This is a genomic window from Lacrimispora xylanisolvens (assembly GCF_002934545.1).
In the GTDB taxonomy this organism is placed as follows: Bacteria; Bacillota; Clostridia; order Lachnospirales; family Lachnospiraceae; genus Lacrimispora; species Lacrimispora xylanisolvens.
Window position 1 is genome coordinate 70,512 of the sequence record NZ_PTJA01000012.1, and the last position, 15,455, is coordinate 85,966.

At 41.2% G+C, this 15,455-nt stretch carries 15 protein-coding genes; 3 read left to right on the forward strand and 12 right to left on the reverse strand.

The window, feature by feature from the left end; translation table 11 throughout:
* Window positions 1-23: 23 nt before the first annotated feature.
* Both BXY41_RS19835 and BXY41_RS19840 read right to left on the reverse strand, forming a co-directional pair.
* Complete coding sequence (locus BXY41_RS19835) at window positions 24-812, reverse strand: shikimate kinase (RefSeq protein WP_104438615.1); 789 nt, start codon at window positions 810-812, stop codon at window positions 24-26.
* 77 nt (window positions 813-889) lie between these two features.
* Window positions 890-1,228 (reverse strand): winged helix-turn-helix transcriptional regulator, encoded by a 339-nt coding sequence (locus BXY41_RS19840; protein WP_104438616.1) that lies wholly within the window; start codon window positions 1,226-1,228, stop codon window positions 890-892.
* 118 nt (window positions 1,229-1,346) lie between these two features.
* On the opposite strand from BXY41_RS19840, the gene BXY41_RS19845 reads away from it, so the two are divergent.
* Window positions 1,347-1,742, forward strand: a complete 396-nt coding sequence (locus BXY41_RS19845; RefSeq protein ID WP_104438617.1) for a pyridoxamine 5'-phosphate oxidase family protein — start codon at window positions 1,347-1,349, stop codon at window positions 1,740-1,742.
* Between the two features lie 56 nt (window positions 1,743-1,798).
* Here BXY41_RS19845 and BXY41_RS19850 read toward each other — a convergent pair whose 3' ends face one another.
* From BXY41_RS19850 to BXY41_RS19875, 6 genes are all read right to left on the reverse strand, one after another.
* Complete coding sequence (locus BXY41_RS19850) at window positions 1,799-3,469, reverse strand: methyl-accepting chemotaxis protein (protein WP_104438618.1); 1,671 nt, start codon at window positions 3,467-3,469, stop codon at window positions 1,799-1,801.
* 501 nt (window positions 3,470-3,970) lie between these two features.
* Window positions 3,971-5,182, reverse strand: coding sequence for a DUF438 domain-containing protein (locus BXY41_RS19855; RefSeq protein WP_104438619.1), 1,212 nt, complete (start codon window positions 5,180-5,182; stop codon window positions 3,971-3,973).
* An 89-nt stretch (window positions 5,183-5,271) separates the two neighbouring features.
* Entirely contained in the window at window positions 5,272-5,463 is a 192-nt protein-coding gene (locus tag BXY41_RS19860; RefSeq protein ID WP_104438620.1) for a ferredoxin, read from the reverse strand.
* Between the two features lie 170 nt (window positions 5,464-5,633).
* Window positions 5,634-6,731 (reverse strand): glycerol dehydrogenase, encoded by a 1,098-nt coding sequence (locus BXY41_RS19865; protein WP_104438621.1) that lies wholly within the window; start codon window positions 6,729-6,731, stop codon window positions 5,634-5,636.
* A 134-nt stretch (window positions 6,732-6,865) separates the two neighbouring features.
* The gene (locus BXY41_RS19870; RefSeq protein ID WP_104438622.1) at window positions 6,866-7,207 is read right to left on the reverse strand and encodes a hydrogenase maturation nickel metallochaperone HypA/HybF; all 342 of its coding nucleotides are present in this window, start codon (window positions 7,205-7,207) and stop codon (window positions 6,866-6,868) included.
* A 22-nt stretch (window positions 7,208-7,229) separates the two neighbouring features.
* Window positions 7,230-8,228, reverse strand: coding sequence for a DUF5692 family protein (locus BXY41_RS19875; RefSeq protein WP_104438623.1), 999 nt, complete (start codon window positions 8,226-8,228; stop codon window positions 7,230-7,232).
* Between the two features lie 205 nt (window positions 8,229-8,433).
* Between BXY41_RS19875 and BXY41_RS19880 the strand changes: the two genes are divergently transcribed.
* Window positions 8,434-9,138, forward strand: a complete 705-nt coding sequence (locus BXY41_RS19880; protein ID WP_104438624.1) for a FadR/GntR family transcriptional regulator — start codon at window positions 8,434-8,436, stop codon at window positions 9,136-9,138.
* A gap of 71 nt (window positions 9,139-9,209) precedes the next feature.
* Here the strand turns inward: BXY41_RS19880 and BXY41_RS19885 are convergent, their stop codons facing one another.
* Window positions 9,210-9,431 (reverse strand): permease of phosphate ABC transporter, encoded by a 222-nt coding sequence (locus BXY41_RS19885; protein WP_104438625.1) that lies wholly within the window; start codon window positions 9,429-9,431, stop codon window positions 9,210-9,212.
* Between the two features lie 58 nt (window positions 9,432-9,489).
* Complete coding sequence (locus BXY41_RS19890) at window positions 9,490-10,449, reverse strand: flavodoxin domain-containing protein (protein ID WP_104438626.1); 960 nt, start codon at window positions 10,447-10,449, stop codon at window positions 9,490-9,492.
* 142 nt (window positions 10,450-10,591) lie between these two features.
* Here BXY41_RS19890 and BXY41_RS19895 point away from each other — a divergent pair, with 142 nt between their 5' ends.
* Complete coding sequence (locus BXY41_RS19895) at window positions 10,592-12,502, forward strand: sensor domain-containing diguanylate cyclase (protein ID WP_170072477.1); 1,911 nt, start codon at window positions 10,592-10,594, stop codon at window positions 12,500-12,502.
* A gap of 43 nt (window positions 12,503-12,545) precedes the next feature.
* Here the strand turns inward: BXY41_RS19895 and BXY41_RS19900 are convergent, their stop codons facing one another.
* Both BXY41_RS19900 and BXY41_RS19905 read right to left on the reverse strand, forming a co-directional pair.
* Window positions 12,546-13,970: a 6-phospho-beta-glucosidase gene (locus BXY41_RS19900; protein ID WP_104438628.1), complete on the reverse strand. Its 1,425-nt coding sequence runs from the start codon at window positions 13,968-13,970 to the stop codon at window positions 12,546-12,548.
* 39 nt (window positions 13,971-14,009) lie between these two features.
* Window positions 14,010-15,446: a PTS transporter subunit EIIC gene (locus tag BXY41_RS19905; RefSeq protein WP_104438629.1), complete on the reverse strand. Its 1,437-nt coding sequence runs from the start codon at window positions 15,444-15,446 to the stop codon at window positions 14,010-14,012.
* Between the last annotated feature and the right edge of the window lie 9 nt (window positions 15,447-15,455).

The window sequence follows — 15,455 nt, forward strand, 5'->3', positions numbered from 1 at the left end:
CCTTATCTCCCGTGAAATAATTCTTAAATTGCTGCTTCCAGTTTCATCAGTGACTGAATAAGTTCCTCACAGATATCTACTATATCTTTTCCGTCTGTTTCTATTATAATATCAGCCGCGCTCTGGTAGAGGCTGGCCCGTCTCTCCATCAGTCCCTTAATATACTCAACATTCATATTTCCATTTAAAATGGGGCGCTCATCACTATCCTTCACTCGTTCCAGGATCGTCTCAGGACTGGCAGTTAAAAGTACGATTCTGCTGTTTTTCTTTAGATTCTTCACATTCTCTTCTCTGATTACCGCACCGCCGCCGCAGGAAATAATCGTCTGCTGACAGTCCTTTAAACTAATGATGGCGTTGCTCTCACAGTTACGAAAATACTCTTCTCCGTACTTTGCAAAAATATCCTTTATAGGCATCTTCTGATCTTCGACGATTTTTGTGTCTAAATCCACTTCGTTCATTGCCAGCATGTCTTTTAAATATTTGGACACTGTACTTTTGCCTGCTCCCATAAAACCAATAAGAGCTATGTTATAATGAAACAGACTCTTACTCTGCACACTTTTACTTTCTTCCACAATCTGACGGAAAATTCCAAGGAGCTCCTCTTTATAACCATGTTCACCAATCGCCCGGATAAGAGTCTCCTGCTGAACCTCTTCCTGCTCCGGCTGAAAAATAGGAAGGCCGTATGCTTTCTTGTACTCTATGATCTCCTCGATGCAGGAAAGCCGATTCATTAAAAGTTCCAGAATCTGAAGGTCACATTGATTTAAATCGTTTCTAATTTCTTTCAGTTCTCTCATTTTGCTTCTCCCTAAAATATCCGTTAGTATAATTTTTTACATTATACATACAGCTGTGGGTGATTGTAAAGTAATTCTTACGCCTTTTCTTTTATAAATTCAATATATTCATCTCCCCATTCTCCCAGTGCCACAAGTACTTTATCAAATTTATAGCCAATTTCACTTAAAAAGTATTCTACCTTTGGCGGAATCTGGGAATACTCTTTTCTGACAATCAGTCCCTCCTCTTCCAGGGATTTCAACTGTCTGGAAAGGGTTGTATGGGTAATCTCCTCCGGCATCATTCGCTTCAGTTCATTAAAACGCACCGGTCCATCCTTTAATAAATAGAGAAGATATATGGACCATTTGCCGGAAAGGATCTTCTGAGAGGTAACGTAAGGACACAGTCCAAATAAATCTTTTTTATCCATATAGGTATCCTCCTTGATACTAGGTATCATAAAATATCGTAGTTTACAAAAATCTCATACTCGATATAATAATCTCGTAAACAAATTATATCATGGTCTCACGAAAGGAGCAAGAGCGATGAACGAAATCCTCAATTACTTAAAAGAATGCGGAACATTTTACCTGGCAACCACAGAGGGAGATCAGCCCCGTGTCCGTCCCTTTGGTGCTGTATGCGAATTCGAAGGCAGACTTTACATCACAACTAACAATCAGAAAAAAGTTTTTAATCAGATGCAGAAAAATCCTAAAATTGAAATTTCCGCTATGAATAAGGGAACATGGATCAGACTGGAAGCTGAAGCAGTGTGGGACGACCGCAGAGAAGCAAGAGCTGCCATGATGGAGGACAATGAGGCTTCTCTCAGCCGCTTGTATTCCGTAGACGATGGAATCTTTGCAGTTTTATATCTGAAGAATGCAACTGCTACCATTTTTTCATTCACCTCCGAGCCGAAAGTTGTAACGTTCTAACTCATAACGGAAAACGGCAGCTGTTAAACTGCCGTTTTCATAAAAAAATAATTCTGTTACTGTAACCGGAATTTCTCCACTTCCTGGGTAAGTAAGTGCGCCTGTGCCGCCAGTTCTTCGCTGGAAGAAGAACTTTCCTCCGCAGTTGCTGCATTGGTCTGAATGACAGCGGATACCTGGGACAGTCCCTGGTTAATCTCATCAATCATCAGTGCCTGTTTGGCGGAAGCCTGCTCAATTTCTCCAACAGACCGTCCTACAAGCTCCGATTTTTCTCCCACTCCAAGGAGCAGTCTGGCTGTTTCTTCTGCCAGCTTTTCTCCTTCAGATACAATTCTCACAGAATCGTGAATTAAATCTGCAGTCTGTTTTGCAGCCTCTGCTGATTTGCCTGCAAGGTTTCTCACTTCATCAGCTACAACGGCAAAGCCCTTTCCTGCCTCTCCTGCCCGGGCTGATTCCACTGCCGCATTTAACGCAAGTATGTTGGTCTGGAATGCAATATCTTCAATGACTTTCGTGATACTGGATATCTTTTCCGAAGAAGTTCCAATATCTTTCATTGCAGAGTTTAACTTCTGCATATATATATTGCCTTCTTTGAGACCTTCTCCGGTATTTGCAATATAAATCGTAGCTTTCTTTACATTTTCTGCATTTTGTTCTGCTTCCTTTGCTATGCTGTTTACCGATGCGCTTAATTCTTCCACAGTAGCGGCCTGTTCTGTAGTTCCCGATGCAAGTGCCTGGGCTGCGGATGCCACCTGGGCAGAACCTTCATTTACCTGGTCTGCAGCCACACTGATGGAGAGCAGCGTCCGGCTTAAATCCTTTCTTATTTTCTGTAGTGCAAGGCCAAGAACATCTTTATCAGAGCGTAGAGGAACTTCTATGGTGAAATCACCATTGCTGATGTCTTCTGCTGCATTTACCTGTTTCTTAATACTGCCTGTCATCTGGGTAAATGCATCTGCAAGCTGCCCGGTCTCATCTTTTGAATCGATATTTCCCAGATCAACATCAATATGACCTAATGCAATACGACCCGCAGCTTCCACAACCTGGGTGATGGGACGGCTGATCATTCTGGAGATTCTGTTTCCTAAAAACATTCCGAAACCTGCACCAAATATAACCGTAAAAATCAAAACCACAATAAGTACATCAGCAGTTAAACGATTGTCATTGTTTGTTTTATGTGCTTCTGCCATGCGGTTATCAATGAGTAAATCAAAATTATCAAACATTTTCTGGATATTGTCGGTTTCCTTTAAAAGTTCGGCATATGCTTCCTTACTTTTTCCATTTCTTGCTTCTACGAGGCAATTCTGGATAGCCGGCTCAAAAGAATTATTAAAAAGATCTACTGATTCATCAAGAAGTGCAAAAGATGCCGAATTAGTAAGTGTCTTCCGGTACTCTTTTATATTTGTTAGAAATTTTTCCTTATCGCTATTAAATTGCTGTTCCAGCTTGTCCAATTCCCCATTGTCACCTGCTACAACAACCATGGTTCTTGAATCAATTCGAAACTGATACAGTCCTTCAACGGCTTCCATCAGATTCTCAATTGGTGCCGTCTGCTTTTCATACAAATATGTATCCATTGCGCTGATTCTGAAAAGTCCGGCAACTCCAGCCCCTCCCACAACAAGCATAATCAGAGTCAGACATAAAAAACCGGTCCGCAGTTTTCGGGAAATGCTGTAATCCTTAAAATTCTTCATTTAATTTCCTCCCTGTTTTATCTTTTGCAGCTAGTACCAGACTACTGATCGCAGTATATTTGGTACTGCGGTTTTCGGCGAACAATACAGGCTATACTTGCAATTAAAAGCTTAATGACGGAGATATAGACGGCGTTCTGACCAGATAATCATCTGTTTCCCATACCTGCCAGAAGCTAATTTAGACACATAGGAGCCAGTTATCTACATTTTATATGACGTAATTTATGACGGCGTTCTTATGTTTATAAGCTTATTTACAAAATCATTATTTTGTCAATTATTTTACTTTATATTTTTAAATAATTAATTTATATAATTACTTCCTATTTGACAAACAATATATATTAGTTGTATAATATATATTGTCGAAAAATACATATTTTTGTAACCGCAGTACCAAATATACTGTGGCATTTTCTCCTATTTATTTGATAAAAGAGCACAAGTTTCCCGCAGTTTTCAAACGAAATGCGGCTTGTACTCTTTTATTTGTTGCATTTATTCAGACATTAATCTTTTTTCTCCAGTAATTTTCTGAATTTGATCAATGTCCTGAGTGACTTCCAATACTCCAAGATATTCACCATCTATACTGCGAACGGCATAATAACGAATCAGGATATATTTTTCTCCCATTCTGATCCAGAAATCCTCCTGATCCTTCACCCCATTTTTAAAATCTTCTACGATTTTTTCAACAATATGGACACTTGCAGGCGGGTGGCAGTTGGATACATTTCTTCCGATAATTGTTCTGGTTCTTGGAAATGCCCGGTCCTTTCCTTCCGAAAAATACTTCACTTTATCCTCTTTATCAACGAACGTGATATCAAAAGGAAGTGTGTTAAGCAAGGCAGTCAGTTCTTCGGTGTTCACTTCCCCGGAAGGCAGCTTTACGATTCCATCTTCCGCAGAGACAGAAACTTTTTCTTCTTTATTAATTTCTCCTGGCTCCCACTTAGGCACATGTTCAATTATATAGCCGATTTCTCCGCTTCCATCTGCAATGGTTTTCCACTCTTCCTGTGTAAGGTTCTCCATTAGCATGGGGATCATGATATTTTCTTCTTTGAATATCATCTCTTCAATCTTATCGGCCATATCCTGTGCTTTTTGTATCAGGGTTTCTTTTTTTATGGGATCATTGTTAAGAAGGGAGGAAACTTCTTTCACCTGAGCTCTGATCTCGTCATCCACTCCCCACATGACTTTGGGAGGTGCTGTAATTCCATATTTCTCCATATAAGGGAAGTAAAGATTCTCTTTCTTTTTGTAGTGGACGTCCAAATCCTTTAGCTGTTCCACACCTGCCTTTAACTGATCTATTGCGCCTGATCCCTCCAGTGCTGTCAGGGACAGATATGGCTGGACTTCCTTTTCCAGTATGTGAGAGATTTTCTTATTTTCCCGGACCAGTACCTGGAGGGGGTGGCCGGGAATCAGTGCCGGCTCTTCCGGCTGATGAATTTCCTCTATCGACCCCTTAAATACAGCTGCATGAACATCGCACAATTTTTGCACCTCTTCCACGGGAAGCCCCTCCGCAATTAAAGCGCCCTCCGCTTCTGAAATCTCTGTGGCAGATACTCCATGAAATACATGTTCAAACTGGGATTTTACCTGATCTACAGTCTTTCCCTCATGAAGCTGCCGGATAATATCTTTGATTGTCTTCTGTCTCATCTGGCGGTTATTGATGTATTCACTCATTGCAGTTCTCCTTTTCCATTTATAATATAGTAATAAAAACACCTCAGTCTGATTCTTTGCTTCGTTTCAGAAAGAGGTGCCTTCAGTGATTATTCTTCTACTTTAATTACAGAGACCGGACAGCCTTCCTGTGCCTCAACCGCCGATGATTCTGATGACTCTGGGACGGTGTCAACGTACACCTCTGCCGGACCATCATCACCCATACGAAATACCTCCGGACATACGGAAGCGCAGAGCCCGCATTCGATGCAGCCCTCTCTATCTACTTCTGCTACCATTTTCTAACTCCTTTCTGTTCTGTCCCGGGGACAGCTTTCATTCTTTGACCCTGAATGCACTTTTATTGTTGGTAATTTTTATAAAAAATATTCAAATAAAAAGAAGATCCAAAGCCTGCCCCTTACTTATGGGACTGACTTAAGGATCTCCTTTTTAATTCATCTGTTGTTTACTTTCTTTTCGCCAGATATTCCTGACCAAGTACATCGGCAGCAATGAGAGCATCATAAAGCTGCCCGGGAGTCACATCTCCGATCATATTATGAATGCTTTCACCTTCGGCACATGCATTTTTAGCAGCGATGTGAACTCTCTCTTTATCTGTTACACCAATTTCTTTTAAGGTCACCGGAAGACCTACGCTGACGCAGAATTCCAGCACCTGATTAAATTCTGCTTTCGGGGCATCTTCCAGCACCAGCTGAGCCAGAGTTCCGAACGCTACCACACTGCCGTGCATCGTGGCTTCACATTCCTCCAGCGCTGTAAATCCATTGTATACGGAATGAGATACTGCCAGACCGCCATTATCTGCGCCTACACCGCTTAAATAAGTATTGGCTTCAATAATTGCTTCCAGAGCAGGGGTTACAATCTGATTTTCACACGCCTTCAGTGCCTTATATCCATCTTCTAAAAGAGTCTCGTAACAAAGTCTGCAAAGAGCCATGGCGGATTTTGTAATTCCCCCATTTTCCAGGCTGGGGGCTTTCGCCTTCTCACAGGCTCTCGCTTCAAAATAAGTTCCCAGTGCATCCCCCATTCCTGCAACCAGGAATTTAACAGGTGCATGCGCAATAATATCAGAATCTACAATTACTGCATCAGGATTTTTGGGATAAAATATGTAATGGGAAAAGCTTCCGTCATTGTTATAGATTACGGATAAGCCGGTACATGGTGCGTCTGTTGCCACCACGGTAGGTATGATTACCACCGGCAGTTTCTCATAATGAGCCGTTGCTTTTGCGGTATCAATGGCAGAACCGCCTCCAACTGCAACCACACAGTTAATCTGATTTTCTCTGACTATTTTCTGCATCCGCTCTACTTCGCCTATGGAACTGATTCCGCCGAATATCTCAAATTTCAACTCAGCTTCTTTTCCCTCAAAGCTTTCTTCAATCTTTTCATGGCAGTTTCTATATCCGCTGTTGCTGCAGATAAACAGAAATGATGTTCCAAGGTCCTTTGTTTCTTCATAAACCGCTGACAAAGCCCCCTGTCCCTGTACGTATTTTAAAGGTGATCTCATTAATTTCAGCATAGTAGTCTCCTCTCATCAATCAGTAAAAATTTATCGTTTATGCTACGTCAAATATACACCTGTCACAACAAAATGTCAATATTTTAACGAGGTATAAATTCCAATACAATCTTACTGATATGAACCATATGGAGTTAAAATGCCACAATCTCCTTTATCAGAAATTCCCTTCCTTCTAACAGTTCCCAGGAAAAGCTCTGGCAGAACGGACACTTGTAATAATCTTCTGTAACATGGAACATTTTATTGCAGGTACTGCATCGTCCACTGGCAGGGAGAATTTCAATAGTAAGACGGGTGTTTTCCAGTATCGTCCCATTAACAGCGGCAGGATAACACTGTTCTACATAATAGGGAATCACAGAAGCCATCTCGCCAATTTGCAGCACAAGGCTTTCAACCTGTGTCAGATTCTGCTCCCTGACTACATTTTCCACAATCCGGACCACTTCCGTCATGACTCCCAGTTCATGCATACCAATCCTCCCGCTCTATTTGTTATACGGTTGCTTTTGTTTCTGCTAATGCTTTCACTTCCTGATACGATTTTAAATCTGTATAAAGTTCAGGTCCATAGGGGTTCCGGTGCTTTTTCCAGATATTAATACCCATATAGACTGCCACTGCAGCATTGCTTAACAATGCAATCAGGCTGACTGCAAAGTAGATACCCGGCTTATAAGACGAGTCCACCCGGAATTGTCCCACATCCTGAAATCCTGGGAAGGTCTGGGCAAACATACACCAGAGTGCAAGAGTCTGAGCCCGGTGCTGAAGCCACGCTCCCTTTCCTACTGTAAATGCACAAAGAGTGGGTGCCAGTAGAAGTGCCAGACCGCAGTACCAGGCATGGTGAGGCAGACAGTTATAGGTATAAGCAAAGTTCCATATATCGTAGGCTGCGATCCAGAACCAGAGCATGTCAGGCCAAAGCATATCCTTACTCTTGTCTTTCTCAGTCACTTTCCTGAGGCAGATACCAAACCAGCCGGTTATGGTAATGATATTTAAGATCCCTGCCGCCGCATTCATAAAATTCCAGGGACCTCCCATTAAAAGCACGGAGACATCCGCCGTTGCATCCTGAGCGATGGTACGGTACGTCATTCCAACTTCTATATCCCTTGTCACTGCCTCCATAATATTAACCGCCAGAATTAACGGAGGAAAACAAAGGGCAATCCGGCTGTCACACAGGCGGAATACGGTTTTGTCTTTTCTTGTTTTTTCATAATGCCTGATTAACCAGAAACCGATGCAGCCTGCCGTGGCAGAATAGACCTTGGCAAGATGAAACCAGTCCGTATAGGTACTCTTTTTCAGCACTGTAAACCAGAGGACGGATAATACGGCGGGCATGACGAAAAAGAAAAGCAGGCCAATCATTTTATAGCGCCGTGACACCTCATTTAATAAGAATAGCGAAGCAAATACCAAAAACCACATGAGAAGATAAGTGACAGGGATTCCACCCTTCGCTGATTGAAATACAAACATGTTTCTACCCCCAATTAATTTTATTTCTTTGTTTATATTTTAACACTCTGTTTTAACTTTTGTCAAAATCTTCCTAATATTTAACTGAAAACTAGAGGTTTTCACAGTAATTTTCATTGCTTTTTATACAAAATTACCATATAATTAGAATTGTGGTTACTGGCTGAACCAGGAACAATCACATACAAACAGGGGGAACTATGATATGGAATTTAAAAAGCTGAATGCGCCTACATTAAAAGAGCTGTTCGTAAAGGAACTGGAATCTCAAATCCTGTCCGGACGGCTCCCAATTGGAACCAGACTGCCTCCGGAACGGGAGCTGGCGGCCACCATGCAGATCAGCAGAACCGTTGTCAACGAGGGCGTAATTGCTCTGGCAGAAAAAGGATTTCTTGATATTCGCCAGAGGCAAGGGATTTTTATAGCGGACTACCGAAAAGAAGGAACGATGGATACCTTTCTATCTATTGTCAATTACAATGGAGGGGTACTGCGAAAAGAAGAGATCCGGTCTATTTTAGAGCTTAGAATTGCCCTTGATACCCTTGCCATCGATCTTGGGTCAAAAGACATCACAGATTCAGAGCTTTCAGAGCTGCGGAGTCTTACGGAAGCCATTGGCAGAGCCTCCTGTGCGCAGGACGCGGCGGAATCCGCATTTGACTTTCACCATCATCTGGCACTGTTTTCCGGGAATACTCTTCTTCCATTGATATTCCGCTCGTTCAAATCCCTGACCTGCACGCTCTGGCTTCGTTTCTGTGACTTATACGGAATTCCAGCTCTTTATGAAAACACAAACGAGCTTTGTACCATGATAGAAGAAAGGAACTTTAAAGGAGCCGGGGATTATCTGAAACGTTCCCTGTCAGAAAGCATAGATGGTCATCGGGAGATTTATTACTGAATATGTACAGAAATGCCGGTTACATCAGCTTTCCTAAGAACTAATATAACCGGCTTTCTATCTGATTCCTTTCACCTTTCATCCATATAGATCTTTATGAATTCTGCCATGAGCATGACATAACTGATGACGAATACAAAACCTGCCGCTGCAAGAGGCCACTTCCTCTTTTTTTCCGGAATGGAAAGTCCAATTATTATGCCCACTGCACAAAGACAAATTTTTAATAATGCAAAATCCTTGATTCTGCACTGCCTGATATATTGGTCTGCACAGTCAATTAACTGTTTCATCTTTTTTGCCTCCTTTATCCTTAATCGTTTGTACTTAGTATATACTTATTGTATATTTTTATTTAGACGGATCAGAAAAGGTTAAAAACTGTTTTACGTCAACACCCATTTCCCGAAAGCCAGACCATAAAAATTCAATCCTTTTTATTGTAATTTTTATTAAATAAAGAGAAGAAGGAAGTTTCATCACATTTTCATATTTTAATTTTCTCATAGCGAGAAAATCACAGTACTCTTCGCTGCCCGTTTCTATTATTTCCGACATGCCTTTGATTTGCATCCCTCTTAACTGATTCATTCCCTGAAACTCATTAAAAACTGCCACAGAGACATTGGGACTCAGCAGAATATTAGCAAACTTTTCTCCGCCCTCACTTAAAATATATAAAAATCCATTCTTATACCGATACTCAATAGGTGTGGCGCGAACCCTTTTCCCATATCCGGTTGATAATGAGCAGGTATTATGGTTTAACAGGAATTCTTCACAGAATTCAAGAATTTTTTTTTCATCCATTGCCTCTGTGGGATTGTCCTTCCACTCCTTTATGCCAAGCAGTGTGTCAATATACCAGTTCTGATCAAAACAAAGATAATCCTGCTCCTTAAGTCCTGCTGATTCCAAAAATGATGCCGTCCGGACCCGATCTTCCTGATCCAGCTGTTTTAAAATCAGATTACCTGGAATTCCTTCCTGAAATACAACGCTGCTTCCAAGGAGGTCGCTTACCGGCTGCAGATATTTTTTTGCATAATCTTTCACCAGGCAGGTACAAAAAAGTACTATTTTTCCTCTTTTTAGCCGGTCAAGATTATTTTTTATGTTTTCAACTGCTTCCTCATCCAGTTTTTCATAATAGACTGGAATCAGTAAAACAATAAGGTCCCATTCCTGTTTATTATTGTTAAATTCAGAAAACCGCATACATTTCCCGGGTCCCAGTACGAGAGCAGCCTGCCAGGCGGCCATTTTGGTAAATCCATATTTGCTTTCGTATAGAACTAAAGTATTTTTCATTACTCCACCTCCCCTTCTCCATTCATATGCGGGAACTTGAAATTTTAGAATTTAAGAACCTTTTAATACCATACATCCAGTTGCTTTTTATAATAAAACATATTAAAATTGGTTTAGTTAAACTAGAATGGAGGCAGCAGCTATGATTCTGGATATCCCTACGATCGCCGTTGTTTATTTTTATATCAGCTTCATACAGGTTCTGATTATGCTGTTTGTTTTCCGCATTATTAAAATTTATCCCGGAATGAATTACTTACTTTTCAGCTGTATTTTTTCAGCCGTCTGCGGACTGCTTTATGCTTACCAGTACATATCCCATTATGGAAATTTATTGGTATTCTTTTCTAATATTTCTTTCTATTTTTCCATATTGGCATTGAACATTGGCTTTTCAAGATTTTTAGATTTACCTGTAGCAAGAAAGAAACTGCTGTTACTTTCGATTCTGTTTTTTGCTGGTTATTTCTGGTTTTCCTTTCTCTACGAAAATAAAAGCTATCGGATTGTTGTATTTTGCCTCATATTTGCTATTGTTTCCTTTCATAACGGGAAGATTTTAAGCAGTCATGCCATTGATTCTGTCCGTCCTGCCACCAGACTTATCGCAGCAGCATGTGTTCCTTATGGTACCTTTTTTGTCATCCGGGCTTTACTTACCTTTTTTAATGAGACACGAAACTACAACTTCTCTTCCTTCTTTTCCTTTATGAGCTACTTTCTCTCCATTGCCGGTATCCTTTTATGGACTTATTGCTTTATTGTCATGACTGTCCAGAGGGAACATGCGGACAGGACGTATGCAGAGGAACGGTTTGGACTTATATTTAAAACAATTCCTGATACCGTATTTATTTCTGAGCTTCCCACCGGAAAAATAATAGATGTAAATGAAACCTACACATTATTAACTGGATATACGAAAGAGGAGTCTTTGGGAAAAACCACACTTGATTTAGAATTCTGGAAAACCCTTAGTGACAGAGACCGATTTTTTGATATCATTAATAAGAATGGCAGCTGCAAGAACCTGGAAATTACGATTCTTACCAAAGAAAGAAAGGAATTAAATGCACTGATTTCATCACAAATTACCAGATTTCAAAATAGTACATACATCATCAGTGTGATCCGTGATATCACCTCGAATAAGGAATTAAGGCAGAAGCTGAAAAAAAGTGAGGACACCTTTCAGGCAATTATGGAACAGAGCCCCATGTCTTTTATTCTTACCAGTACATCGGGAAAAATTGAATATGCAAATCCGACTTTTTTACGGCTTATGGGATATGAGTTAGAGGAAGTTTTAGGGAAAAACCCAAGGATCTTAAAATCCGGATATCACAACCGGGAGTTTTATCATACTTTATGGAATACAATTCTCTCAGGGAAACAGTGGAGCAGTGAAATTGTTAATAAGAAAAAGAATGGGGATTTTATCTGGGAACATATAATTCTTACTCCTATTTTAAATGAAGATGGGGAAATCGTTCAGTTTCTTTCCACCTTAGAAGATATCTCCGATCGTAAGAAAACGGAGCAGGAACTTAAAATTCAGGCAAGAACTGATATGCTAACGGGTATTATGAACCGAAGAAGCTTTCTGGAAACAGCCCATAAAAGGCTTTTAACCATCAAAGAACACGGTCAGAAAGCCGCTTTTCTCATGATTGACATCGACCGTTTTAAATCTATTAACGACTCTTTTGGGCATAACATAGGGGACCGGGCAATCTGCATGGTAACAGAAGAATGCCAGAAATTTATGAAAGGTCAGGATTTACTGGGACGGATCGGCGGGGAGGAATTTGCCGCACTGGTTCTTGGCTTTAGTGAAGGAGAAATTGTGGCAGCGGCTGAACTATTATGCAAACGAATTGAGGAGCTGGAATTTTATACAGAAAATAAGGAACGGATTCCCCTTCGCATCAGTGTAGGAGTAACCTTTTTCCATCTGGATACCGATACTCTGGAGAGTCTGATGGAACGTTCTGACGTCGCTCTTTATCAGGCAAAGAATGCAGGGAGAAATCAGATATCCGTGATTAACTAAATAAAAAGCATGCCTGGGTACTGTTCTGTCCCAGGCATGCTTTTTATTCTAATGAAGCTCCATTTGTTCCAATTACTTTCTGATACCAGTAAAATGATTTTTTTCTACTGCGTTTTAATGTTCCGTTCCCTTCATTGTCTTTGTCTACATAGATAAATCCATACCTCTTTTTCATCTCTCCCGTAGACGCACTTACCAGATCAATGCAACCCCATGGGGTATATCCCAGTAAGTCCACTCCATCCAGATCCACTGCATCCATCATGGCTTTTATGTGCTCCCGCAAATAATCAATGCGGTAGTCATCCGACACAGTGCCGTCTGCCTCCATCACATCAGCTGCGCCAAGTCCGTTCTCCACGATAAAAAGTGGTTTCTGATAACGGTCATACAGCGTGTTTAAGGTAATACGAAGTCCCAGGGGATCGATCTGCCAACCCCAGTCAGACGCCTTTAAATAGGGGTTTTTAATGCTCTTCATTACATTTCCTGCTGTTGACTTCTTTAGGATATCCGGGTCTGCTGAGGCACAACGGGAAGAATAATAGCTAAATGAGATATAATCAACGGTATTTTCTCTTAGTATCCGGTAATCGTCCGCTTCTGCATTGAGGGTAATTCCTTCTCTTTCAAAAAATTTCAATGCATAGGCAGGATACTGACCTCTGGCCTGAACATCGATAAAGAAATAGTTATCCCGGTCTTTTTCCATGGCTTTCCACACATCATCCGGATTGCAGCTGTAGGGATAAAAATTACCTGCTGCCAGCATACACCCAACCTTACACTCGGGATCAATCTCATGAGCAAGTCTGGTCGCCATAGCTGATGCCACCAATTCGTTATGAGCCGCCTGATATTTGACCTGGATTCCATTCTCCCCTTCCTCAAAGAGTATTCCCGCTCCCATAAATGGCAGGTGCAAAAGCATATTAATCTCATTGAAGGTGATCCAGTATTTGACTTTTCCTTTGAATCTGCGGAAAATCGCGTCACAGTAATGAACAAAACAGTCGATCAGCTTACGGTTTTTCCAGGAGCCGTATTTATCTGCCAAAGCTAAGGGCACATCAAAATGGCAGATGGTGATAACCGGTTCGATGTTATATTTTAACAGCTCATCAATTACTTCTTCATAAAATTTAAGACCTTCCTCATTTGGCATTTCCTCTTCCCCAGTGGGAAAAATTCTTGACCAGGAAAGAGAAAAACGATAACATTTAAAGCCCATCTCTGCAAAAAGCGCAATGTCTTCCTTATAGTGATGATACATGTCAATGGCTTCTCTCGATGGATAGTAGGAGTCGTCAGGAAGATCCTTATAATTCATCTCACCTAACATAACAGGGAAACGGTTTTCCCCCCATGGCACAACGTCCACCGTACCCATACCTTTTCCACCTTCCAAATAACCGCCCTCACACTGGTTGGCTGCGGTTGCGCCTCCCCACAAAAAATCTTTTCTCATCGTTTTTATCTTTCCTTTCTTTCTGTTATATTACGGGACTCAGTTAGAAACCTTCTTTGCTTCTTCATCCCGGTAGAGAATGAAACAAACTGCAAATGCAATCACCATTGCAACAATTACACCAGCAGCTACCCAGGGTATACTGGATGTATCATTGTTTGCAGGATTAATAAAAGTAGGAAAACCAAAAATTCCCAAAGCGCCGGACATATACTTCTTAACATTCCCGGCTCCAATAATTGCACCGCCAATGGAAGCTGCCACACAGGAAATAATAAATGGCTTTTTCTTTGGCAGAGAGATTCCATAAATAGCAGGCTCCGTTACACCGAAAATACCGGAAATTGTTGCCGGAATACAAAGACTCTTTAAATTCTTATCCTTTGTTTTAAACATAACTGCCATTACTACTGCTGTCTGTGCAAAGGAAGCTGCAAAATAGGGCTGCATGAAGCTGTCAAATCCCTGGGATTTAAGATTCATAATATAGACAGGAACCAGTCCCCAGTGAAGCCCGAAAATTACCAGTACCTGCCAGAACGCACCTACAATCGCACCTTCTAAAACAGGGCTTGCATTGTAAGCAGCCTGGGTCAGATAACCAATGACTGCTGCAATGGAATTTGCAAGAGGTCCAACCACAACAAAGGTTAAAGGTGCTGCAACCATCAAAGTCAGTGTGGGAACCAGGAAGTTCTTAACCACATCCGGGATCACCCGTTTCCAGAACTTTTCAATTTTAGAAGCTACATATACGGCAAGAATGATTGGTACTACGGAAGACGGATAACCGCTTTTGGGCATGATCACAGGAATCTTCATAAATGTAGCATAAATATTGGATTCAAACATAGTTCCGGCAAACAATACTTCCATTACATCCTTGGAAGTAAGTTCCACTACCTTAGGATAAACCAGGGCACAGCCAAGTGCAATACCTGTAAATGGATTTAAACCGAATTTTTTTGAAGCGGTATATCCCAGGATCACCGGTAGGTAATAAAAGAAGCCGTCTGCTACTGCATAAAGGAGCTGATACGTTCCGCTTTCTGCTGTAAGCACTCCGGTAAAGGTTAGTATTGCCAGAATACCTTTAATAAGTCCGGTTGCACAGAACACGCCCAGGATCGGCTGAAATACTCCTGATATGGTATCAATCAGGGCAGAAAACAGCTTCTGGTGCTTCACCGGTTTTTCTTCGTCTGATCCCTGGGAGTCTTCCCCGAACCCGCCAATTTTACAGACTACCTCATAAACATCTGGTACATGATTGCCGATGACAACCTGATACTGTCCCCCGCTTTTCATGACTGTCACAATTCCATCGGTGTTTTTTAGGATCTCCGTGTTTGCTTTTGACTCATCCTTTAATTTGAAACGCAGTCTGGTAATGCAATGGGTCAGACTGATAACATTGGACTTTCCTCCAACGTTCTGAATAATGATTCTTGCTAATCCATCATACTTGCTTGCCATATTTTCCTT

Bases quoted from the DNA above. Each gene is read 5' to 3' on its own strand.
- BXY41_RS19835 (WP_104438615.1), bottom strand. From the start codon at position 812: ATGAGAGAACTGAAAGAAATTAGAAACGATTTAAATCAATGTGACCTT.
- BXY41_RS19840 (WP_104438616.1), bottom strand. From the start codon at position 1,228: ATGGATAAAAAAGATTTATTTGGACTGTGTCCTTACGTTACCTCTCAG.
- BXY41_RS19845 (WP_104438617.1), top strand. From the start codon at position 1,347: ATGAACGAAATCCTCAATTACTTAAAAGAATGCGGAACATTTTACCTG.
- BXY41_RS19850 (WP_104438618.1), bottom strand. From the start codon at position 3,469: ATGAAGAATTTTAAGGATTACAGCATTTCCCGAAAACTGCGGACCGGT.
- BXY41_RS19855 (WP_104438619.1), bottom strand. From the start codon at position 5,182: ATGAGTGAATACATCAATAACCGCCAGATGAGACAGAAGACAATCAAA.
- BXY41_RS19860 (WP_104438620.1), bottom strand. From the start codon at position 5,463: ATGGTAGCAGAAGTAGATAGAGAGGGCTGCATCGAATGCGGGCTCTGC.
- BXY41_RS19865 (WP_104438621.1), bottom strand. From the start codon at position 6,731: ATGCTGAAATTAATGAGATCACCTTTAAAATACGTACAGGGACAGGGG.
- BXY41_RS19870 (WP_104438622.1), bottom strand. From the start codon at position 7,207: ATGCATGAACTGGGAGTCATGACGGAAGTGGTCCGGATTGTGGAAAAT.
- BXY41_RS19875 (WP_104438623.1), bottom strand. From the start codon at position 8,228: ATGTTTGTATTTCAATCAGCGAAGGGTGGAATCCCTGTCACTTATCTT.
- BXY41_RS19880 (WP_104438624.1), top strand. From the start codon at position 8,434: ATGGAATTTAAAAAGCTGAATGCGCCTACATTAAAAGAGCTGTTCGTA.
- BXY41_RS19885 (WP_104438625.1), bottom strand. From the start codon at position 9,431: ATGAAACAGTTAATTGACTGTGCAGACCAATATATCAGGCAGTGCAGA.
- BXY41_RS19890 (WP_104438626.1), bottom strand. From the start codon at position 10,449: ATGAAAAATACTTTAGTTCTATACGAAAGCAAATATGGATTTACCAAA.
- BXY41_RS19895 (WP_170072477.1), top strand. From the start codon at position 10,592: ATGATTCTGGATATCCCTACGATCGCCGTTGTTTATTTTTATATCAGC.
- BXY41_RS19900 (WP_104438628.1), bottom strand. From the start codon at position 13,970: ATGAGAAAAGATTTTTTGTGGGGAGGCGCAACCGCAGCCAACCAGTGT.
- BXY41_RS19905 (WP_104438629.1), bottom strand. From the start codon at position 15,446: ATGGCAAGCAAGTATGATGGATTAGCAAGAATCATTATTCAGAACGTT.